Here is a 22,070-nt window from a genome sequence, read left to right on the forward strand (position 1 = left end):
TTTAAATAATAACATCATTTTTTCATATCTTTGTGTGGGTCTATAGCGCAGCCAGGTAGCGCACCGGACTCTTAATCCGGTTGTCGTGGGTTCGAATCCCACTAGACCCGCTATTGCACTTTTCTCAATAAGGTAAATCTCACTTGTTCAGGTTCTATCTCTTCATGCATGTTCACATTACTTACAATTTTGACTTTGTAATTCAACCATCTTTTTTGCATATTTCTAAACTTCATTTCATCATTAATCATCTCTTCAGATTCTCCAAACAATTCACAATTCACAATATACTTTTTTGCTACTCGAAACATCTCACTAACTCCATTATCTAATGTATCATCATCAAGATAGTTTAGTAACTTGTGTGTAAAAACAAAATCTACAGATGAATCTTCAAAAGGTAATTTTGTGATATTTTCTTTGTAAAATTTACCATTAGGGATATTTTTTTTGGCTAATTCTAATGCATGATCATTCAAGTCAACCCCATGTATCTCAAATGAATCATTAAATTTTCTTAAATCAATTCCTGTTCCACAACCAATTTCCAAAATACTTGTACAATGTAATGAGCTTGCAAGATCTGTTAAAAATTTTGTAAATCCTTCATTGTCACGAGATTCATTTTCATCGGCATATTTGTTCCAAAATTCTTCATCATATTTCATTTTCTCTCACTCCCCATGACCACATTTGCATGCAATGAATTTCGTATCAAATGTACATTCATGTGGTCCTTCAGATTTTGCATTTACTGGTATTTCTTTCATACATTCTTCATGCCTGCCTTTTTTACAAAACCAGCAAATTTCTGATATCTCATCTGATACAGAACAATCTTCCATAATGTATACTTGAATTTCTAAGATATATCTAATTTTAGATGAATTTTAACCATGAACGGAATTTCTTATTTTTGCCCATAACTGTGTCCATGAATAGCTCTTGTAATTCTTTTGTAACTTCACCAATTTTTCCATCTCCGATTTTTATCTTATTCACACGAGTGACAGATTTTACTTCTGCTGCAGTTCCCGTCATAAAAATTTCATCAGCTTTTAAGAGATCATTAATTCTAAGATTCTTTTCTATGACTTTGATTTTATTTGATTTTAAAAGCTTAATTGCTGAATCTCTTGTTATTCCATCAAGTATGTCTGCATCCAATGGCGGTGTCGTGATTCTTCCATTTTTCACAACAAAAATATTTTCAGCACTTCCTTCTGCAACATGACCTTTGTTATTGAGCATTATTGCTTCATCATATCCTGCATTTAGTGCCTCCATTCTTGCTAATGCGGCATTTGAATAATTTGCTGCAGATTTTGCTTGCATTGGCTGTGATTTTGAATCAATTCTTACCCATTTTGAAATTTTACATTTTGCACCAGAAAATTTTCCTGCTTTTGACTCTCCCATTTTCCATTCCCAACATGAAATAGAAACATCAACTTTGTTGTTGGTTGGTGTAAGTCCCATTGTTCCATACCCATAGTACGCTAATGGTCTAATGTAACATTGTTTTAATTTACTTGCATTAACAGTGCTTACTATTCCGTCACTAATCTTCTTTTTTGAATATGGCATTTTCATTGAATACATTTTTGCAGAATTGAAAAATCTGTCAATATGTTCTGGCAGTCTAAAAATTGCTGAACCTTCTGGAGTGTCATAACATCTTATTCCTTCAAATATTGAGGTTGAATAATGTAATGCATGTGTTAAAACATGTACTTTGGCATTCTTGAAAGGTACTAATTTCCCATTCATCCAAATCTTACCTGTTTCTTTCATATCGGGCAAAACTCATCTCGTAATTTAAACAATCACGCCTGAATCCCTGTACTATACATAGATCATATTAAATAATCTTCATGAGTACTATGATTAAGCGTGTTTTGGGTAACGCCGGACTGATTCTAGACGATGGTCCAAGAACAAACCCACCTTGGCACTACTGGTCACAAGACCTTTAGCGCCAAACTGGTTTTAAATAAATTTAATTTTTGATCTTTCAGAGTGTATTGATTCAATTGCTTTTGAAACACTATCTTCTGTATCTTCTATGACAATGATTATTCTTGATGTCTCTTCTTGTGCATCCATGTTTAGAATGTTCAATCCTGCATCACCTATTTTTGAACTTGCCTTTGATGCAATTTGTTGAACTCTCCACATTTCGTCTCCGATTAATGTAACTACGCCCCTATCATAGGCGACTGTTGCCAGTGCATCGAAACTTAGAATATATTTCTCATTTCTTTTTACATAATCTCCGTCTAAAAATAAAACTCGACTAAATTCTATTCCATCTTTTGTAAATGGTGATAAGACAATGAATTCACTGTATCTTTTGTCTTTATCTAATGATACTAGCAAATCTCTAATCATTTCTGATTCTATTCGTAATATTGCACAGTTTCTCTTACCTGTAACAATTTTCAATGGGTGTCCGCTCTTATCATCTGGTTTTCTTTGAATTCTTGTAATCATGTTTGGTGAATTCATATTTGTAATTGTAAGTGGTATTTCCACTCCATTTTCAAGAATTTCTTTAATTGCAATAGGATCTACAATTTTCATACCAAACATTCCAGCTAATCTTGCTTCATTGTATGATAACTCATTAACTTCTTCTAGTTCATTTTTTACAATTTTTGGATCTGCAGATACAACTGAACTATCTTTCTCAAGATCTATGACGGTATCATATTTTTTATGGAATAAAATACCTAAATCAGCTGCAGTTCTATCTGAACCACCTCTTTCATATGTTGTAATAATTCCATCTTTTGTTTTTCCAATAAATCCCCCAATAGATATGACATCATTTTTCTCAAGAATCTGTTCTATCTTATCCATTCTTGAAATTGATTCTGAGAATAGAAAATTCGTTGATTCAATATTGTTATCTGTAATTATTGGCCAATCATCAAGTGAAATTGTATCTGATTTTATTCCATTACTTCTTAAAATTAGATTCAGAACATGAGACATTAAGACTTCTCCAGAAAATGCCAAAGCCTTTGAACGAATCTCATCCAAAAACTCTTTTTTAGACGTCGCTAGTTCAATTGCCTCTTTTGAATTTTTCAAAAACTCATCAATAACCTCTTTACATGAGTTTCTAAGTTCGTCACTAACATATTCTAAAATTTTCATGTATGGTTTTTCTACAATTGAAAAATCAAAATTATTACCATTAGCTGCATCATTTCCTATTCCTAATATGACATCTGTCAATGATCTCTTTTTACCCTCCACCATAGTCAGTGGTGCAGAACAAACCACGACTAGTTTGCTATTTTCTTGAATTTCCTTTATTCTCTTAACAATTTCAGGTATTCCTTTACCATCAATTCCTATAGCACTTCCACCAAATTTTGCTATCGTTAGCTTACTCATGATTAATTCAAAATATTATTACTGTATTAATCGTTATTTTTTTTAAAAAGAATATTTCTAATTTCCATGCCTGCTAAATCTACCCCATTTTGTCTTTGTTCATTTCTATCTTTATTGATTCTCTCCTCTATGAGATTTTCTAAATTAAAAATATCTTCAAAATTAAATCCCATATCTTTTGCATTATCTTCTTGTTCAAAATGATTTTTTATTGGTATGAAAATTCCAGGTGTTCCATAAACAACTGATTCATCAATTGTAGATTTTCCTGCAAGAGAAATTACTAAATCTGCAGCAAAAATAACCTCATGAAGATTTTCCACAAATCCTAAATTTCTTATTTCATTTCCAAATTCTTCTTTTATCTCTGGACCTGTAACCAAAACTAAATCAATATCTGCTTCAACTTTTTTTATTGCATTAATTGTTTTTTTAATTAGAAATTTTCCTGCTTCTGTACCGCCTGCACAAAGAACAACTGTTTTCTTTTTAAAATCTAAGTCTTTTCTAATCTCCTCACGTCTTTTTTGTATTTTTCTTACAATTGGACCTGTTCGAATTATGTTATCTTGATTCGTTCCTGATTCTGGAATTATGACTCTATTTGCTTTTTGCAACATTTCCTGCATTGTTTTATTCATTTTTTTTTCAACAATTGCTCCAAATCCACTAGTAAATTTTGTTTCAAGGATATCTGTGATTACTATATTTGGAATTCCTTGCTCTTGTGCTACTGCAATTGATGCAAAATCTTCATCACTAATTATCAATTCTGGTTCTTCTTTTCTAATAATATCATTAGATATTTCTTTACAATTTTTATAATATTTGTAGTAACTCCACAACCATTTCAAAGATTTTTCTAATTTTCCATTTTGTACTTCAAATTTTGGTGGTGAGTAAACATCATTCGCTTCAATATCATTTCTTTGAAAAAATTGTATTGCTGAACTACCTGAAAAAACCTTGCAAGATTCTAGTTCCATTTGATTAATTATTGCTAGATCTCTTGTTGCATGTCCCAATCCTATGGGACTAGAAAAAAATAGAATTTTTGTCATATTGTGATTATTTTTTCTTTTCAAAGATTTAAATGGATTTTAACGAAGAACTTTTTGGCGGGCTCGTAGTCTAGCTCGGTTATGACGTCGCCCTTACACGGCGAAGATCCGGTGTTCAAATCACCGCGGGCCCACTACCGAATATTTTTTAATTCGACGAAACTCAAGAAAATACATGTCAGAACTTTCCATGAATGATAAAATGACTCTTGTTCAGTATGCTATTGAAAAATACGAAAATGAGGAAGAACTCTTATCAAAACTCTCTTCGGTCTTACCAGAAAAAGATATTCAAAGAAGCTTGGATACTTTGATAGGAACTCAGAAAGTTAGAAGAATTGGTCCTGAAATAATTCAAAATAATACTAGTCATACTGAGTTACCTGAATTGCCAGATAATGTCAAAGAGTTACTAGAAAAAATTTGATCTAAAATCCTCTTAATCCTTCAGGTCTTGCATTTTCAGGATGTTTTGTTAACCATCCTATTTTTTCAAGCATTTCTTTTTTATCTTGAGGGAATGTTCCTGCAATGTTATATGCATTTGAACCATGATTTGCACGAAAAACTATTTGATTTTCTGCATTAATGTTTGATACAAGTAATTCTAATTCTTCTAACGATTCATTATCATCTATTCTGACAAACTCGCCTCCCCATTTTGTAATGAATTCATCTTTAATTCCATTTTCTAAATACAAAGTTAATGCTCCAACAAAATCTGGTTTTGATGCACTGATTACTTTTCCTGTTTCTATTGCATTTTCTTTTGAGTATTTTTTACCACCTAATCCTAAAATCACCATACATGAAAGCTTGAATCCCACATCTTTTGCTTTGTTACATGCTTTGATGATAGTTTTTGATGTTGCACCCTTTGTAACCTTCCTTAGAACTATGTCTGAACCACTTTCTATTCCGAGGTATAACATATTCAAACCTGCATTATGTAATTTTTGTAAGTCTTCAGGAGTTTTTCTCAATAGATTCATAGGCATTGCATAACATGAAATCCTTTCAATTGAAGAAAATTTTTCTCGAATATATTCGAGAATTTTTACCATATACTCTGTTGATAAATTAATTGCATCTCCATCTGCTAGAAAAATTCTTTGTGTATCTGGCATAATTTTTGCCATCATGTCAATTTCTCCTTTTACTTCATCCCATGTTCTTTCAGAATATTCTTTTGATCTGTACATATCACAAAATGAGCATTGATTAAAAGAACAACCAAGTGTAACCTGAAAAATTAATGAATTTGCTTCTGATGGAGGTCTGTAAAGTGGAGCGTCGTAATTTAACATCATTATATCTATTAATTACAAGAATTGGTTATAATCTTAATGAAGATCCTTAAAAAAGGCGCAGAGGCAGACGTCTATCTTTCCTCATGGAATGGAAAAAAATCGGTACTAAAAATCAGAAAAGAGAAAAAGTACAGAAATCCAAGACTTGATGAAAGAATTAGAAAACAAAGAACAATTAGAGAAGCACAGCTAATATCTGATGTAAAATCATTTGGTATTTCAACACCACTAATTCATTTTGTAGATTACAAAAAATTTTCAATATACATGCAATACGTAAATGGAAAATTAATTCGTGATATGGATGACAAATCTATTCCAAAAGTCTGCTTACAAATAGGGAAAATTGTTGGCAACCTTCACAAAAACGGAATTATGCATGGTGATCTTACTACTTCCAATTTCATACTAACTCAAAAAAATCTATTTCTTATTGATTTTGGATTGGCAAATAGAACTGAAAAACCTGATGATCATGCAGTTGATCTACGTTTGTTCAAAGAAATCTTGAATAGTGCTCATGCTAATGTTATGGAAAAATCTTGGAAAAATTTTGTTTCTGGATATCAAAGTTCTGTTGGGAAAAAACAATGTTCAAAAATTCTTGAATTAGTTGCAGTAATTGAGAGTCGAGGTAGATATGCAACAGTCGTGTGAATTATTTTTTGTATCATCTAATACGCATAAATTCGAAGAGGCTAAAAGAATACTATCAAATCTAGGGCTTGAAATTAATTTATTTAAAACTACATTAGAGGAAATCCAATCGAATTCTATTGGTGAAATTGCAAAACGAAAAGCATTAGATGCTTTTTCTAAACTTGAAAAACCTGTAATTATTGAAGATGATGGCCTTTTCATTGATTCACTTGGTGGATTTCCTGGTCCTTACTCATCTTATGTTTATGATACAATTGGAAACAAAGGAATTATGCGTTTATTAGAAAACATTGAATTGAGAAATGCAAGGTTTGTAGCAATGATTGCTTATTGTAATGGGACTGATAATGTAAAATTATTTGAATCTAGCATTCCCGGAAAAATTTCATTGTCTATTGAAGAAGGCGGTTGGGGATATGATCCAATATTCATTCCTGATGGAGAGTCAAAAACATATGCAAATGTTTCTGATAAAGATAAATTTTCTCATAGAGCTGCATCATTGAAAAAATTTTCAGATTGGTTTATGCATAAGCAGTAAGATATCTTTCTGTAAATCTTTTCTTATTTTGTAAAACTACTATTCTTGATACCTCACTTTCATCCATCACTTCAAATCTATCTGATTTCTCTACTATTTTTTCTGAAAACTTTCTAACATCGTTCATTTCAACCATATTTTCATACTCTAAACGATTTGTTGAACGTCCAATATGCATGTAGGATTTCAATTCTATAAAATGCGCATTTGATTTTTCAAATATCGATTTAAAACCGGATATCATTTCTTCTGAATCATTCCAATCTTTGATTAGCGTAACTCGTAATACGGTTCTTGTATCTAAATCTGCTAACATCTCTAAAGTTTTGTTCCATCGTTGCCATGAATCATCATATTTTGGTCTATTAATTTTTAGAAATGAATCATAATCAGATGCATTTGTTGAAAGATAAAGTTGAGTTGGTAATGCATTTTCGTCTGCTAATCTTTGAATCATGTCTGGTTCTTGACCATTAGTTACTAAGAAAATTGATTTTGTGGCTTCTAATGATTTTAGATACTTTATCAAATCAGGTAATTTTGGATACATGGTTGGCTCTCCAGATAATGATATTGCATAATGGCTTGGAGTAAGCGATTCTTCAATTTTTTGTTTATCTTGACTAGGGTCTCCGAAATGTCCTACGATTAGTTTTCTTCGTTCTTCCATTAATTTTGACATAATGTCTTTTGGTTCTGCAACTTTTTGCTCATCCATTTCTAATGAATCATAAAATTCCATTGGTCTCCAACAATAGACGCATCTATTTTCGCAATGCATTCCTGCTGGAGAAAATTCCATGCATTGATGAGTGCTAATTCCATAAAATTTGTGCTTGTAACAACTCCCCTCATTTCTAAAAGATTTTTTTGTCCAGTGACATATTTCTACTGTTGAATGATCCGCAACACCATATTTTGCTTTTTTTAATTGTTGAGAAATATTTGATTTAATTTGTATTAGTTGCTCATTCTTTTCTACAATTTCCCCCGAACAACTCATATGACTATTTTCTAACTGTTTTACTTAAATCATAACATGTTTTTAATAGATAATTCATTAATGAAACTTTAATTTTGATTTGTGTTTTATAATATCATGAAAAAAAACCTATTGATATTTTCATTATTTCCTCTTTTATTCTTCGCAAGTTCAGGTCATGCTTATTCTGAAACTGTAAAACTGTCACAAGACGGTGGAATGGAAATTGAAATCGTCCATCCTGATTCTGTTTTGAATGAAAGAACGTTTTCAATATCTTTTTTGATACAGAATAATGGTTGGGAAAGTAAACAGAATATAATTTTGAAATTAACAAACCCTGATGATGCATTTACGCCAGTTGCTGAAGAAAAGATTAGAATTGAAGAACTAACATCATCTAGCTCTTTTGGCACTACACTTGATTATGTTGTTCATAAAGATGCTACAGAAGGAACACACTTCATCAATATCGATTACTCTCAAATTTTGTTAAGTAACAATGTTGATCCTATGCCTCAAACACAAATGAATATTGCAATACCAATTGAGGTACTAAACAGACCTCAAATAGTCATTGAAACTATAACTCCTGAATCCATATTTGCCAAATCTGAATTTTCAATTCAAGCTACCATAACCTCAAACGATATTGATCTTGAAGATATTACTTTAGAAATAATTGCACCTGATATTGAATTTAGAGGAGATACATTTTACAAATTATCATCACTTGAAAAACAAACTCCTTATACAATCTCTGCAGAATTAATTACTCCTGTTGAGAATGTTACAACAGAATATACAATTCCTGTAAAAGTGATATTGACATACACTGATGATCTAGGAGAAACAAATACTTCAACACAATCAATGCCTCTGTTATTAAGACCAAAAACTTTCATGGAATTAACAAATGACGGTGGAATTTGGATTGGAGATTTCTTTATTGCTCCATATGTCAGTATAGGTACTATAGTTGGCATTCCAGCAGGTACAATACTATCTTTAATCATTCGTCGTTCGCAAAACAAAAAGAAAGAATCCTCAACTGAATAATTCCAAAAAAAAAGTGTATATAGATGAAAAAAGTGCTTCTGCCATGTTAAAGACAGTAAGTATTGCAGGAATTGAGGAACAAGGAGTTCCATTCAAAAGAGAAAGTACTAGCTTAGATGAAGCAACACAACATGTCTCTCTTGGTAATTTAACTTGGATAGAATGTGTAGTTGATGATATAGTTAGTGAAACACCAAAAATTCTTGAAAAATTAAATATCAATATGGATTCTAGCACATTACTTTCTGGTTATCTTACAGAATACGAAGACGTTGGTGATACTCTTGGAATCATGGTTCCTTTTATTTTCACAGGTGAAAATAGAACACAAACTTCACCATGCTTGATTTTTGTAAAGAAGGATCTAATTGTCACAATACATGATGACTATGGTGGAAAAATTACAAAATTATATAATTATTCAAACTCTCTTATGCGAAAACTTCCACAAACTCCAGAGAATTGGGCAGAAAGACAGACAATGTTACTCTTTAGATTGCTTGACGAAGTCAGTGAAACAAACTTCTCTGCTCTTAGAACGATTGTTGAACGTGCAGAACAGATTGAAATTGATCTTGCAGGTTCCCGTCAAATACACAGAGATCTATCCACTGAACTATCTAACATGAAAAGATCACTGTTATCATTTCTTAATGCTGTATGGGCTACTCATGATACTGTAAGAAATCTAAAGTATGGTGATCCTGATATGTTGACTGATGATGATGACATATTAGAAAAATTCGAAGTCATTCTTGCAACTCTAGACAGACAAATTCAGATGGCAGAAAATGTAATGGAGGTTATATCCACAGGTATTACTGTCATACAAACAGAATCTACAAATCAATTAACAAAATTGATAGTTTGGTTAACCGTAGCCGCTACTGCAGTTCTTGTACCTAACACACTTGCAACAATCTTTGGTATTCCTGGACTTGAATTTTCATACGTGTGGGTAATTCCTGTGTTGATATTTGCTACAGCTTTATCAATAATTATTACATTTAGATGGACAAAACAATATAGAATCTTACCATTTGGTTCATCTAGGTTGAAACGAATAAAGGGCAAATTCAAAAAATAGTCTCAACTAGCAAGCGTAGCTATAAGATTAATACAACAAAAAAATTTAGTTTCTTTGTGGCCTCTGTCGTCCAATGGCTAGGATAGGGGATTGTGGATCCCCGGATGGGTGTTCGATTCCCCCCAGAGGCCTCTTAACTTTTAAAAAATTCCAAATTTGCTTGATTCCATTTCTTCTTTTAAAGCAAATTTTATTTTCAAATCTTTTCCTTCCATTCTTTCAGATAATAAAGAAACAAATTTTTTATCCAGTCCTTTTCCTTTGTAGTTGTTAAATTGTTCTCCCATCATGTCTGCAAGTTTAGTGACCATCTCTCTATTTACAGATGCGACAAAGAAATGCCATCCGAATGCAAATTCTGAGTCTGTAATAACGAAATCATCTTGTCCATGGACCGTTTCTTCCATGTTTCCTAGCACTTTTCCAAGCTCTTTGCTTGTTTTGTCATATTCTGTTGCTGAAACATTGATGTTTATTCTCTCTTCCATACAGATACTTAATTTTTGGAAATAAAAGGTTGACTAGATTATTTCAACAAGTGCTCAACTTCAATTCCAAAATACTCTCTTAGAATTGCAATGTATGATCTGATTGAATCTGGAATTTCTTCTCCACATGCAACGCCAAGATTCTTTGCATTTATCCAAATTGTCAATGCTTGAATAATAACAAGAAATCTATCATTTTCTGGATTATCTCGACCTATTGATTTTGTATATCTCTCAGCATACTCCCATGCTGTTACAAAACCAATACATTCTGTTTCAAACACAGCTAACAATTGTTTTTTTAAATCGTCTGTCTGATTAAATGGTGTTTTATTCAAAATATATGGGAAATCAACCTTTTCTGGTAAACATCCTGGTAGTGGTCCCCAAATTGTTATAATTCTAACACCATTTTTTAATTTTTGAAATTTTTCAACTAAACTTTCTAAAACTTCTGCATCCATGAACCAACATAAAATTACATCTGCATCCTTAAACTCTGCTTTACGAACATCTTGTTCAATGACTTTAATGTTGGAAATATTTTCTTCATTAATCATTTTTTTTGCAAGACTAATCATTTTTTCTGAATTATCTATGCCAATTGCATTTTTTACATTAAATTCTTGTCTTGCAATTTTCAAACTAGTTCCATTCCCACTTCCCAAATGATAGAATGTATCATTTTGACCTAAATCTGCAAATTTACAAATTTCTCTAATTGTATCTGGAGGAATCTGAATTTCTTCCCCTGATAGAATGGATTGGGGCAGTGTGGATAGATATTCTTCGATTTTCAATGTACTGATAAAATATTAAGGGAAATTTATTCTCTTATGCTCTCTAAAACTGATACTGCTTGCCATAATGTGGTTCTAACAAATGAAGGTACGTTTGGGTCTTGTGTAATATCGTCTAAACTACTAATTGCATTAGCGGCTCTTACTGACATTGAATATTCATCAGATTGTAATTCTATGATCAAATCTGAGATTGTTTTTTTGAAATTCTTTGGTGTGGAATGACTAGTTGCTAGTTGATTAAGTGTCTGAAGTGCACTTTCCATTGCTTGGTTATTTTCTTCGCTCATTTTTTAAATCTCTATGAATACATCTTCTGATTCTACTACCACTGTATATGACTTTAAATCGTTAATTTTAGCCGGAAATTTCTCCATTTTTCCTGTCTCACAACTAAATTGTGCTGCATGCCATCCGCATGTGACTGTTGAATTTTCTAAACTTCCTTCTGATAAACTTGCTCCAGCATGTGTACATGTATCATCACATGCAAAATAATTTCCGTTAACATTTGCAACTAGAATCTCCTTACTGTCTACAGAAACCTTTTTCATTTTTCCTGCTTCCAATTCTGATGATTTACATGCAATAATTCGTCCCACGAACTAAATCCATTTTATATTCTTAATAATTTTTCTTATTTTATGGAGAATTATCCTCGACTAGCACAAGATTCTGACAAAAAAGTTGTTTTGAATTTTTGCCAAAATACATTTTCGTGGGGTGATTACATACATGAGGTCTGGGATAATTGGATTGATGAAGGAAATCTAATTGTAATTGAAAATAACCAAGTTCCTATTTCGATGACACATGCAGCCTTTTATCCTGATGAAAAAATGATTTGGATTGAAGGAATACGTGTAGAAAAAAATTTTAGAAAAAATGGCGTTGCTCAAAAAATGATTTCTTATCTTGAAGAAACTGCAAAATCAAAAAAATGTGAAATTTCTCGAATGCTTATTGCTTCTGAAAACAAGCCATCCTTATCTCTGGCAAAAAAATTAGGTTATACAATAATTTCAAAATGGAACTATTTTTCTCTAGAATCAAAATCAATTCATGAAGAAACTAACATCACATCTGATTCTTGTATTGATTCTATTGATAATCTTAATGAGAAAAATTCTCATTTTATTGAGTCTTGGAGATGGATACCACTGACTGATGAAAGATTAAAAAAATTAAATTCTGAAAAGAAAATCTTTTGTCAAAAAGATAATGAAAAAACAAACACTCTGGGCATAATTACCGAGTCAGAATCTTTTGAAAATACGATAATTCTAGAACTTATTTCTGGAACTAACTCTGAAAAAATGATAAAGTTTACACAAAATCTTGCACATCAAAAAAATTATTCAAAAATTAGAATACTGACTGAACTTGAATCCTTACCTTCAATTAATAATCTGGAAAATAAATTCCCATTTTATCTAATGGAAAAAAAACTCTAATCTACAAATCTTACTTTATTTTGAATGGTTCCTATCTTTTCGATTTCCATTTCTATGTGGTCGCCATCTTTTAGGTAAGGTATGTTTGGATTATTCAGTGCAACACCGGCTGCAGTTCCGGTTGAAATAATGTCTCCTGGTTCCAATGTTATTGATTTACTAAGTATTGAAATGATTGATGGAATTTTTATGAACATATTTGATGTTGTAGAATCCTGTCTAATTTGACCATTAATTTTTGTTGTAAGTTTGAGGTTTTGAGGATCATCAATCTCATCTTTGGTTGTAATCCATGGCCCACATGGCGCAAATCCATCAAATGACTTTGCACGTGTAAACTGTTTATCCATGGCTTGAATGTCTCTTGCCGATACATCATTGAGTATCATATATCCAAAAATTACATCCATCGCCTCTTCTTCTGAAATATTCTTACACTTTTTACCAATTATCAATGCAAGTTCTATTTCATAATCTAACTCTTTGACGAAATTTGGACAAATAATTTCTGCATTAGTTCCATTTAGAGCAGTTCTTGGTTTGTTTACAATTGCTGGCTCTTTTGGAGGTGTTAATTTTTGTTCTTCAGCATGATCTTTGTAGTTGAATGCTAAACAGATTATCTTGTTAGGATTAGGAATTGGTGCTAAAACATCAAAATCTGATAAATCATGCTTGAACTCAATCTCATCAATTTTTGGTAAAATTTCTTCAAACCATCCATCAAATAGGAAATCTCTGATATTCATTGGAATTGGAATTCCTGTAGATTGTGTTATGTCATCTTTTGTGGCAATTTTACCATCTTTGACTAAACCAAAAGTTTCCCTGTCTGATTTTACTACTCTTGCAATTTTCATATTTTCTCACTTGTGTGTAAATATGACTTGGTGTGTAGATTCTTTTCTACAATATCCAAATCTTATGAATTGGATTTCGTCACCGTCTTTTAATTCTAAGTATGCTTGTTCAACATATCCTTCAATTTCTTTAAGACTGTCTTCGTTGAATGTCTCTCCAAAAAATAACTGATCAGGAACAATAATTTTGAGTTTTATTGGTTCTCCTGCGACCCATTGTATCTTTTTTTCAATATTTTCAGCATTTTCTGAAATAAATTCAGCTGTAAGGTTTGAACCATCTTCTACAATCTTGAAAATTCCAATTCCAAGTAATCTGATAGATTCACCTTTTTTCAACTCATTAGCATCCTCGCCGTCAATCATTACAGAATCATTTACCGTAACTGTTCGTTTTCCTAGGTCAATAGTAGGGTGATTTGGTAATTCCAATTCATTTGATGGAAGATTTGTCACCTTCATCTCCTTTGGTTTACGAACCATGTGAAGTCTGATACTTTCAGAATCAATTATTTTCTTGTTGAATGCCTCAAGTGAGGCAAATGGTGAAACCGTATCATTTTTTGTTAATCCCAAGGAAAGAACAAATTTCTTTACCGCTTCTGGTCTGATTCCTCTTCTACGAAGTCCTTCTAACGTAGGTAGTCTTGGGTCATCATACCATGGAACTTTGCCATTTTCAATTAATGGTTTTAGAGCACTTTTTGATACCGGCATTCCTTCCAAGTCCAATCTGCCAAAAAAGATGAACTCTGATTTCTCCATTCCCAATTTATCTAAAATTGTATGATGCAATTCCTTTCTTAGTTCAAACTCCTTTGATCTCATAGCATGTGAAACCTTGCTAATACTGTCAAAAATTATGCCTGCAAAATCGTATGTTGGCCAAACTTTGTATTTTTGTTCTTGTCTTGCATGTCTTTTTGTATTAATTCTGAATAGCGCAGGGTCTCTCATTGTTGTATTTCCAGATTGCATATTTCCCCTAAATCGTAATAATGCTTGTCCTTCTTTGAAGCCTTTTTCATCATGCATCTTATGCCATAGTTTTTCATTTTCTTCTATACTTTGTTTTGTACACTTGCATTCAATCATTTCTCTTCTGTCTTTACTAATACTGTCTTGGCTACATGTACAAACATACGCATCATTTGATTTTATAATCTGGTCTGCTTTTTTGTAAAGAATATCTAAATTATCTGAGACGTGTTCGACACTATCATACTTTATTCCAAGCCAATCCATTCCAACTTTAATTGCAGCATAATACTCTAATCGTTCAGTTCCAGGATTTGTATCCTCAAATCGTAAAATTAGTTTTCCACCATGCATCTTTGCATATTCTTCACTGATTACGGCAGCTTTTGCATGACCAATATGTGGATAGCCATTTGGTGCAGGAGGAAATCTTGTGATTATTTCTTTTCCTTCAATATTTTTTAGTGCTGGAAGTAAACTTTCCTTTTGTGGTTTCTCTTTTTTTACTTCTAATAGTTCTGGAAATTTTTCTTCAATCTCTTTTTGTTGCTCCTCTAATGAAATTTGATTTATTTCTGAAACAACTTCAGTAATTATTGGACCTATCTCTTTTGCTTTTTGTCTTAACTCTGGAACATTTCCCATAATCTTTGCTAGAATTGTTTTATCTCTTGTTTGACCTTCATGTTCTACTGCATTTTGTAGTGCAAATTTTCTAATCTCACTTTTTATTTCTTCGTCATTCATTCTATAATGCAACTAACTTTACTGTGTCCATTTTTTTATTAATCTGAAATTTTTTTGTTATTTCGCCAACTGGTTCTGATTCTCCTTTTAAGATAAAAAGTTCCATACATTTGTCTCCTTCAATTTTACTGTGTAAATGCATCGTAATGAGGTCTTCATAGGAATGTTTGATATCAGTTACCTGATTGTCATATTCATCATTATGTACCACTAGCAAAATCGCATTAACACTTCCTGAGAGATCTTCTTTTTGTTTCTCCTCAGAAACAAAACTTCGTATTCCCGCTCTTATTGCATCTGACCTACCTGAAAATCCAAGATTCTTCTGTAACGAATCGATTTGTTTGAGAATTTCATCATTTAATGAGATTGAAACAATTGGCATATGCTCATTGTTATTAAGAACCATAAATATTTTGAGAAAATGTTATTAACATTTTACACATTTATTAATAATAATTTTTCACAATCTGTATGGCAAGTCTGGAAAGCCGAGTCTGCACGATACCAACCGCATGCTTCGTTCATACACTTCCACTTGCCATATTTTCATTCGGAGTGATTATGAATGAATAAGAACTCATCAATTGCTATCGTAGCCGGGATTGCAATTGCAATAGCAGTGATTGCATCTGTTTTAGCATTTAGTGGAACTTCAAATGATTCTACACCTATGGAATCACCTGAACAAGCCAACCTTGTACCACAAGCAGAAAAAATAACAATCCTAACATCATTTTATCCGTATCATGAATTTACAAAAAATGTAGCTGGTGACTTTGCTAATGTCAAACAGTTTATGCCAAGTGGAGTAGAAGCTCATGATTGGGAACCACGAGCCCAAGAGATTCAGTCTTTGAAAGATGCAGACGTTTTTGTATACAATGGATTAGGAATGGAATCTTATATTGAAAATATTATTGAATCAGGAGAATTTGATAATGTTGTATTTCTTAAAGCATCTGAAGGTGTTGAATTATTAAAATTTGAAGATGATCATGATGACCACGCTAAACATGATGATCATGATGACCACGATGATCACGACGAACATGCAAAAGAAGATGATCATGATGATCACGATGAACATGAAGAAGGAGGACACGACGGACATGATCATGATTATGAATTTGATCCTCACATTTGGTTAGATCCAATTTTAGTAAAACAACAAGTTAACGTCATAAGAGATGGATTGATACAAGTAGATCCTGATAACAAAGAACACTACGAAGAAAATGCTCGTATTTACAATGACAAAATGGATGCATTAGATATGAAAATAGGTTCTGCCTTATCATCATGTCAAAAAGACACAATTGTTCCATATCATAATGCATTTACCTATCTTGGAGAAAGATATGACATACACATTATGGCTCTTGGTGGAATGGCACCTGATGCAGAAGCCTCTGCTGCAGAAATTGCTGAATTTGTAGACTTTGTTAAAGATAATGACATCAAGGTAATATTTTCAGAAGAATTAGTTGATCCAAGACTTGCAGAGGTAATTGCAGAAGAAGCAAATGCTCAAGTTCTATTATTTAGTCCACTTGAAGCATTGAGTAAAGACGAAACAGGCACAAATGTATCTTACATAGATAAGATGGAAGATAATCTCGATTCTCTAAAGGTGGCTCTTGAATGCCAATGAAAGACTGTTCTGATGCCACTGCAAATGCTAAAGAAAGCAGTGACGCAAGTGTAAATGAGATTGTAATTGAAATAAATGATTCATCTTCAAGTCATAACAATAATTTTGCAATAACACTGAAATCAAAAAATGTAGATGTTGATGCATTACTTCCTCTCGCAAAACAATGGATTAAAGAACATAAAGAAAAGTCATGGCAAGGTGTCTGACTAGCGTCTGAACGGGATTAAATAACTAATGATTAACATGATAGTAATGGTTGGTACTATAATGGTGGCTCTTGAATGTCGGTAACTCCCGTACTTAGTGTAAAAGATCTTACAATAAATTATGATAATTTTCCTGCAGTAGATAACATCAGTTTTGATGTACAAGAAGGTGATTGTTTAGGAATTGTTGGACCAAACGGTGCTGGTAAGACCACGTTATTTCGAGCAATCTTAGGATTACAATCATTTTCTGGCAATATGAAGTTATTTGGATATGAAAATCCAAAGTACAGTTCAATTATTCCACTAATTGGTTATGTCCCACAAAAAGTAACATTTGAACCAAATTTTCCTGCAACTGTTTATGATGTTGTTTCAATGGGAATTATTTCTGAAAAACGTATAGTTCAGGGTGCAAAATTAATTCAAGAATGTGGTTGCTGTTGGAACAGAGTATACCAATCAATAAAAAAGAACGAGGACAAAGTAACTCAAGCTCTTCATACAGTAGGATTAGAATCTCTTAGGAATAGAAGAATAGGTGAACTTTCAGGAGGAGAACTACAACGTGTCTTCATTGCAAAAGCCTTGGTAAAGGATCCTTTATTGCTTATTCTCGATGAACCTGTTGCTAGTGTTGACGTTGAATCACAAACAAAATTCTATAATGTAATTAAAACAATCAATGAACAAAATAAGATAACAATAATCTGGTCTTCACATGATCTTGATGCAATTTCAAAGTATGCTAACAGAGTTGCATGTATGAATAAAAAACTCTTTTTCCATGGAGAAAAAGAAAAATTCTTTTCAGACAAAGAACTTCTTAAAACTTATACTGAATCATCAATGCAAATGCACATGCATGATCATAATCATGATATGCATTAATGAATAGGATGAAAAAATGATCCTGGAAGCTCTCTCTTACACATTTATGCAAAAAGCACTAGTTGCAGGAATTGCAGTTGGTATCATTTGTTCATTTATGGGAACCTTTCTGGTACTTCGACGTTATTCCCTATTCGGTGACGGAATTGCACATGTAGCATTTGGTGGAATCTCAGTTGGTTTATTCTTAGGAGTTTTTCCATTATGGACTGCATTTATTGTCTCAATATTTGGTGGACTAGGACTACAAAAATTAAGACAAAGTACCAAAATATCTGGTGATTCAGCCGTTGCTGTAGTTTTAGTTTCAGGATTGGCAGTTGGCGTAATTCTGGTAAGTTCATCTGGTGGATTTTCAGTAGATCTCTTTAGCTTTTTGTTTGGAAGTATTCTCTTGATAAGTAATGAAGATACTATAATGATTCTTGCTATTAGTGCAGGTATTATTGCCACACTAACCCTCTTGCAAAAACAATTTCTTCATCTAACATTCAACGAAGAGCAAGCTAAACTTGGAGGATTAAGAACAACTTTGTTAAATTATGCTTTTGTTGTTCTTGCATCCATTACTGTTGTAACCTCAATGAGGTTGGTTGGAATATTGTTAATCTCTGCACTTATTGTGGTTCCAAATATTACCGCAATGATGTTCGGTAAGGGATTTAAAAAAACAGTTTTCATATCAATGGGTATTGCAGTTATTTCTGTAGTTAGTGGCATACTTGTGTCTTATTCCTTCAACGTTGCGCCATCAGGAACTATAGTTGTGATAGCAGTTGGAATCTTAGTAGGTACTCTTATTTTAAAATCCACAGGCCTATTACAAAAAGTTGACATTAAGACACCATCAAAAATATCTCATAACAGTTAGGATGGAGTGGTTTGATGGCTTCATTACTAGAACAAGGAATTCAAAATTTTGAGAATGAAAATTTTCAAAAAGCAATAAAACTATTTGAAAAAATTCTAAAATCAGATCCGGATAATCCTGAAGCAATAATTAACAAAACATCATGTCTTGCAGAACTTGGAAAATACAATGAGGCAATAGAACAGCTAGAAATTTTTCTAAAGAAGAATCCAAATGATTTTGTTGCATTATACAATAAAGGAACAACATTGTATGATATGGATCAACATGAAGAGGCATTAGATACATTTGACACTGCATTGAAAATAGATCCAAAAAACTCTCAAGCACTTTGTAATAAGGCAAATGTTCTTGTTGCATTGGGAAGACATGACGATGCAATACGTGTGTATAATCGTGCTTTACAGGCAGAACCACGAGATGTTGAAATTCTAAATAATATTGGAATTGTATATGCAGGACAAAAAAAGCATAAAAAGGCAATAAAATTTTTTGAATCTGCACTTGACATGCAAAAAGGTGACATTGATACACTGTGTAATCTTGGTAATTCACTTTTAGAGATTGAAAATAACAAGTCGGCATACAAATATTTTCAACAAGCAGTAAAACTTGATCCAAACGACTTTGATGCAACTTTTCGACTAGCAATTACATGTAATAATTTGAAAATGCCTGAAAGAGCATTAATCAATTTTAACAAATTACTACGTCGTGATAGAAATAACGTTGATGTACTAATCAACAAAGGATATTCATTACATCTTATGGAAAAATATGGGCGTGCTATACTTTGTTACGATAAAGTCTTAAAACAAGATCCACAAGAAATGAATGCAGTATACTACAAATCAAAATCTACTGCAAAACAAAATGATGAAAAGCAAACATGTAATCTAGTTTCCAAATTATTGAAATTTGATGCATCACATGACCACGAACATGACCACGAACATGACCACGAACATGACCACGAACATGACCATATGAAGTTTATAGAAAAAATTCAAAAAGATTCTGACTTTAAGAAAATGAGAAAAAATGCTAATTTCTTATTCCTACTAAAAAATAACTAAAACTATTGGTGTTTCTTCCATTTCTTAATCGAGTTTACTGGAATTGTTAAAACATATGATTTCTTACCAAAAAGGGTATGATAAAGACTACATGTCCATTATGCGACAAGCAAATGGTTGAACACACCAAAAGTCAAATTGAAAAATGTCTATGGACATTTGTCAGAGAAGCAAGAAATCCAGTTGCATTTGCTCGTATAAACTCTAGAACATGTCCCGAATGTGAAAAAAAGATGTTAGATCATAATCCTTCTCAAGTAAATGAATGTGTGAATCGATTCATACTTGATGTTGAAAGTTTAGAAATCTAAAATTTTCTAAAGACTTCTTTTTACTACGAAATCTAAAAGACTGACCATCTCATTTTTGTCACTACCTGAATAACTATCAAGTGATTTTGTTGCCTTTGTTGCATATTGGAGCGCTTTTTTACGAACTTCTTCTTCAATTCCTAAAGAACGAATTGTATTAACTGCAGTTTGTACATCTTTTTTTGCAGCTTTTGATTTTCCAAAAACTTTGAGAATTTTCTTCTTGTCACTTCCTCTTGCTTTTCTAATTGCTAATAGAATTGGAAGTGATTTTTTACCTTCACGAATATCATTTCCTACCGGTTTTTTTGTTACTTTACTATCGCCCATAATTCCAATCAAATCATCTGTTATCTGAAATGCTATTCCTAGATTACGTCCAAATGATGACAAATTTCTAACATCTTTTTCTTTTCTCTTTGCACAAATTGCACCCATTGCACATGATACCTCAAAAAGAACCGCAGTTTTCTTTTCAATCATTTTGATATATTCCCGTTCAGTTGGGATTCTCTTGTTTTCTGCAAGTTTTACATCGTCTACTTGCCCTTCACAAATTTCTACACATGCTTTTGATAATTTTGTAACTAATTGTGTAGTGTGATTTGGAGAAAGTTTTGACTTTGATGAGATTGTATGGTATGCTTTGGAGTATAGCACATCTCCTGCTAAAATTGCCAATGGCATGTCGAATTTATTATGAGTCGTTGGAACACCATGACGCATTTCATCATTATCCATAATGTCGTCATGCACTAGCGTAAAATTATGAATCATCTCTACAGAACTTGCAGCAGCTATTGCATCTGACTGTTTACCACCTAAGACCTTACAACTTTTCAAGACAAGGTATGGTCTTAGTCTTTTTCCACCATGTATTATGAGATGAGCTGCTGCATCATACAGCTGTTTTGGTTCTCCCCTTAGCTCTTTTCTCAAAAATTTGTTTACAAATGTGGCATTTTTCTTTATTGATTCAGATGATTTCAATTTACCAATCTCCAATTGTTCTCAGGTATGTAATGTTTAATTGCTTTTTCATATCTTTGTTTGAGATCCTCCTTTGTCCATTCTGAAATTAAGGAGGAAAATTTAGTTTTTGTTTCAGATTCACAATCATCAAGATAGTATAGAGCAATAACCATCCATGGACAATAGATGTCTAGATTATTTTCTAACTCTGTTTTCAATTCATTAGGTGAAATCCATTTTATTGCTGAAATTTCATCTTTGATTAGTGATGATTCATCAAAATCATCTACTACACCAACTAATGTTCCACAAACTTCATTTTCAGAACCAATGTCCTTGTAAGGAACATGATATTCAAATTTGTTAACATAATTCATTTGACATGTAATTCCAATCTCCTCAGGCATTCTACGTTCTGCAGATGAGACATATGTCTCGCCTTCTCTAGGATGACTTGCAACTGTACCATCCCACTCTCCAGGCCAAAGCATTTTCGAGTCACTTCTTCTTGTTAGGAGTAACTTACCTTCTTTGTTAAAAATTAACGCAGTAAATGCTCTGTGAAGCTTTCCATTTGGTAAATGACATTTTACCTTCTCTTCTTTTCCTATTGGATTATCATTTCCATCAACTAAAATTACAAATTCTTCCATG

The 22,070-nt window shown here is 32.4% G+C and carries 28 protein-coding genes and 3 tRNA genes; 15 read left to right on the plus strand and 16 right to left on the minus strand.

Annotation, left to right across the window (positions count from 1 at the left end):
- Positions 1-36 precede the first annotated feature (36 nt).
- Positions 37-110, plus strand: a tRNA-Lys gene (locus tag T478_RS01060).
- Here T478_RS01060 and T478_RS01065 read toward each other — a convergent pair.
- From T478_RS01065 to T478_RS01080, 5 genes are all read right to left on the minus strand, one after another.
- On the minus strand, positions 111-668 hold the full coding sequence (locus T478_RS01065; protein WP_048104503.1) for a class I SAM-dependent methyltransferase: 558 nt from the start codon (positions 666-668) through the stop codon (positions 111-113).
- Between the two features lie 6 nt (positions 669-674).
- Positions 675-845, minus strand: a complete 171-nt coding sequence (locus T478_RS07680; RefSeq protein ID WP_177313226.1) for a hypothetical protein — start codon at positions 843-845, stop codon at positions 675-677.
- Positions 846-879: 34 nt separating this feature from the next.
- Positions 880-1,794 (minus strand): branched-chain amino acid transaminase, encoded by a 915-nt coding sequence (locus T478_RS01070; RefSeq protein WP_048104504.1) that lies wholly within the window; start codon positions 1,792-1,794, stop codon positions 880-882.
- Positions 1,795-1,989: 195 nt separating this feature from the next.
- Positions 1,990-3,405: an amino acid kinase family protein gene (locus tag T478_RS01075; protein ID WP_048104505.1), complete on the minus strand. Its 1,416-nt coding sequence runs from the start codon at positions 3,403-3,405 to the stop codon at positions 1,990-1,992.
- A 26-nt stretch (positions 3,406-3,431) separates the two neighbouring features.
- A complete protein-coding gene (locus T478_RS01080) occupies positions 3,432-4,466 on the minus strand; it encodes a glycosyltransferase (protein WP_048104507.1) in 1,035 nt (344 codons plus the stop codon).
- Positions 4,467-4,525: 59 nt separating this feature from the next.
- On the opposite strand from T478_RS01080, the gene T478_RS01085 reads away from it, so the two are divergent.
- Together T478_RS01085 and T478_RS01090 are read left to right on the plus strand one after the other, a co-directional pair.
- A tRNA-Val gene (locus tag T478_RS01085) sits at positions 4,526-4,600 on the plus strand.
- A gap of 41 nt (positions 4,601-4,641) precedes the next feature.
- Complete coding sequence (locus T478_RS01090; protein ID WP_048104509.1) at positions 4,642-4,893, plus strand: hypothetical protein; 252 nt, start codon at positions 4,642-4,644, stop codon at positions 4,891-4,893.
- 1 nt (position 4,894) lies between these two features.
- Here T478_RS01090 and T478_RS01095 read toward each other — a convergent pair whose 3' ends face one another.
- Positions 4,895-5,776 carry a radical SAM protein gene (locus T478_RS01095; RefSeq protein ID WP_048104510.1) on the minus strand — a complete coding sequence of 294 codons (882 nt, stop codon included), beginning with the start codon at positions 5,774-5,776 and terminating at the stop codon, positions 4,895-4,897.
- A gap of 36 nt (positions 5,777-5,812) precedes the next feature.
- Here T478_RS01095 and T478_RS01100 point away from each other — a divergent pair, with 36 nt between their 5' ends.
- Complete coding sequence (locus T478_RS01100) at positions 5,813-6,433, plus strand: KEOPS complex kinase/ATPase Bud32 (protein WP_048104512.1); 621 nt, start codon at positions 5,813-5,815, stop codon at positions 6,431-6,433.
- On the plus strand, positions 6,417-6,977 hold the full coding sequence (gene rdgB, locus T478_RS01105) for an RdgB/HAM1 family non-canonical purine NTP pyrophosphatase (RefSeq protein WP_048104513.1): 561 nt from the start codon (positions 6,417-6,419) through the stop codon (positions 6,975-6,977). The genes T478_RS01100 and rdgB overlap by 17 nt, the downstream gene beginning before the upstream one ends.
- Here the strand turns inward: rdgB and twy1 are convergent.
- On the minus strand, positions 6,961-7,980 hold the full coding sequence (gene twy1, locus T478_RS01110) for a 4-demethylwyosine synthase TYW1 (RefSeq protein WP_048104515.1): 1,020 nt from the start codon (positions 7,978-7,980) through the stop codon (positions 6,961-6,963). The genes rdgB and twy1 overlap by 17 nt on opposite strands.
- Positions 7,981-8,076: 96 nt before the next feature.
- Between twy1 and T478_RS01115 the strand changes: the two genes are divergently transcribed.
- The 3 genes from T478_RS01115 (at position 8,077) to T478_RS01125 (ending at position 10,236) form a co-directional block, all read left to right on the plus strand.
- Positions 8,077-9,018, plus strand: a complete 942-nt coding sequence (locus T478_RS01115; RefSeq protein WP_048104516.1) for a COG1361 family protein — start codon at positions 8,077-8,079, stop codon at positions 9,016-9,018.
- Positions 9,019-9,061: 43 nt separating this feature from the next.
- Entirely contained in the window at positions 9,062-10,105 is a 1,044-nt protein-coding gene (locus T478_RS01120; RefSeq protein ID WP_048106680.1) for a CorA family divalent cation transporter, read from the plus strand.
- 59 nt (positions 10,106-10,164) lie between these two features.
- Positions 10,165-10,236, plus strand: a tRNA-His gene (locus tag T478_RS01125).
- A 9-nt stretch (positions 10,237-10,245) separates the two neighbouring features.
- Here the strand turns inward: T478_RS01125 and T478_RS01130 are convergent.
- The 4 genes from T478_RS01130 to T478_RS01145 are packed head-to-tail and all read right to left on the minus strand — an operon-like array spanning position 10,246 to position 11,995.
- A complete protein-coding gene (locus T478_RS01130; protein WP_048104518.1) occupies positions 10,246-10,593 on the minus strand; it encodes a hypothetical protein in 348 nt (115 codons plus the stop codon).
- A gap of 38 nt (positions 10,594-10,631) precedes the next feature.
- Entirely contained in the window at positions 10,632-11,393 is a 762-nt protein-coding gene (locus tag T478_RS01135; protein WP_048104519.1) for a class I SAM-dependent methyltransferase, read from the minus strand.
- A gap of 26 nt (positions 11,394-11,419) precedes the next feature.
- The gene (locus T478_RS01140; RefSeq protein WP_048104521.1) at positions 11,420-11,683 is read right to left on the minus strand and encodes a stationary phase-response protein; all 264 of its coding nucleotides are present in this window, start codon (positions 11,681-11,683) and stop codon (positions 11,420-11,422) included.
- A gap of 3 nt (positions 11,684-11,686) precedes the next feature.
- Entirely contained in the window at positions 11,687-11,995 is a 309-nt protein-coding gene (locus tag T478_RS01145) for a Rieske (2Fe-2S) protein (RefSeq protein ID WP_048104523.1), read from the minus strand.
- A 42-nt stretch (positions 11,996-12,037) separates the two neighbouring features.
- Between T478_RS01145 and T478_RS01150 the strand changes: the two genes are divergently transcribed.
- Entirely contained in the window at positions 12,038-12,847 is an 810-nt protein-coding gene (locus T478_RS01150; RefSeq protein WP_048104524.1) for a GNAT family N-acetyltransferase, read from the plus strand.
- Here the strand turns inward: T478_RS01150 and T478_RS01155 are convergent.
- From T478_RS01155 to T478_RS01165, 3 genes are read right to left on the minus strand one after another with little or no spacing between them, the layout of a single operon-like run.
- Entirely contained in the window at positions 12,844-13,707 is an 864-nt protein-coding gene (locus T478_RS01155; protein ID WP_048104526.1) for a fumarylacetoacetate hydrolase family protein, read from the minus strand. The genes T478_RS01150 and T478_RS01155 overlap by 4 nt on opposite strands.
- 6 nt (positions 13,708-13,713) lie before the next feature.
- Positions 13,714-15,432 (minus strand): glutamate--tRNA ligase, encoded by a 1,719-nt coding sequence (gene gltX / locus T478_RS01160; protein WP_048104528.1) that lies wholly within the window; start codon positions 15,430-15,432, stop codon positions 13,714-13,716.
- A 1-nt stretch (position 15,433) separates the two neighbouring features.
- Positions 15,434-15,817, minus strand: a complete 384-nt coding sequence (locus tag T478_RS01165; RefSeq protein ID WP_048104529.1) for a CopG family ribbon-helix-helix protein — start codon at positions 15,815-15,817, stop codon at positions 15,434-15,436.
- A 183-nt stretch (positions 15,818-16,000) separates the two neighbouring features.
- Between T478_RS01165 and T478_RS01170 the strand changes: the two genes are divergently transcribed.
- From T478_RS01170 to T478_RS01195, 6 genes are all read left to right on the plus strand, one after another.
- Entirely contained in the window at positions 16,001-17,086 is a 1,086-nt protein-coding gene (locus T478_RS01170; protein WP_052433817.1) for a metal ABC transporter solute-binding protein, Zn/Mn family, read from the plus strand.
- Positions 17,083-17,295, plus strand: a complete 213-nt coding sequence (locus T478_RS01175) for a hypothetical protein (protein WP_107734692.1) — start codon at positions 17,083-17,085, stop codon at positions 17,293-17,295. The genes T478_RS01170 and T478_RS01175 overlap by 4 nt, the downstream gene beginning before the upstream one ends.
- A gap of 75 nt (positions 17,296-17,370) precedes the next feature.
- Complete coding sequence (locus T478_RS01180; RefSeq protein WP_048104532.1) at positions 17,371-18,186, plus strand: metal ABC transporter ATP-binding protein; 816 nt, start codon at positions 17,371-17,373, stop codon at positions 18,184-18,186.
- Positions 18,187-18,202: 16 nt separating this feature from the next.
- Complete coding sequence (locus T478_RS01185) at positions 18,203-19,057, plus strand: metal ABC transporter permease (protein ID WP_238573612.1); 855 nt, start codon at positions 18,203-18,205, stop codon at positions 19,055-19,057.
- 14 nt (positions 19,058-19,071) lie between these two features.
- Complete coding sequence (locus T478_RS01190) at positions 19,072-20,133, plus strand: tetratricopeptide repeat protein (protein ID WP_048104534.1); 1,062 nt, start codon at positions 19,072-19,074, stop codon at positions 20,131-20,133.
- A 77-nt stretch (positions 20,134-20,210) separates the two neighbouring features.
- Positions 20,211-20,444: a hypothetical protein gene (locus T478_RS01195; protein ID WP_048104536.1), complete on the plus strand. Its 234-nt coding sequence runs from the start codon at positions 20,211-20,213 to the stop codon at positions 20,442-20,444.
- Positions 20,445-20,450: 6 nt separating this feature from the next.
- Here the strand turns inward: T478_RS01195 and T478_RS01200 are convergent, their stop codons facing one another.
- Positions 20,451-21,434, minus strand: a complete 984-nt coding sequence (locus T478_RS01200; protein ID WP_048106684.1) for a polyprenyl synthetase family protein — start codon at positions 21,432-21,434, stop codon at positions 20,451-20,453.
- Positions 21,431-22,069 carry an isopentenyl-diphosphate Delta-isomerase gene (idi, locus tag T478_RS01205; protein ID WP_048104537.1) on the minus strand — a complete coding sequence of 213 codons (639 nt, stop codon included), beginning with the start codon at positions 22,067-22,069 and terminating at the stop codon, positions 21,431-21,433. Before idi ends, T478_RS01200 begins: the two co-directional genes overlap by 4 nt.
- Position 22,070: the final 1 nt, after the last annotated feature.

Origin of the sequence: Candidatus Nitrosopelagicus brevis, from assembly GCF_000812185.1 — an archaeon.
GTDB lineage: Archaea > Thermoproteota > Nitrososphaeria > Nitrososphaerales > Nitrosopumilaceae > Nitrosopelagicus > Nitrosopelagicus brevis.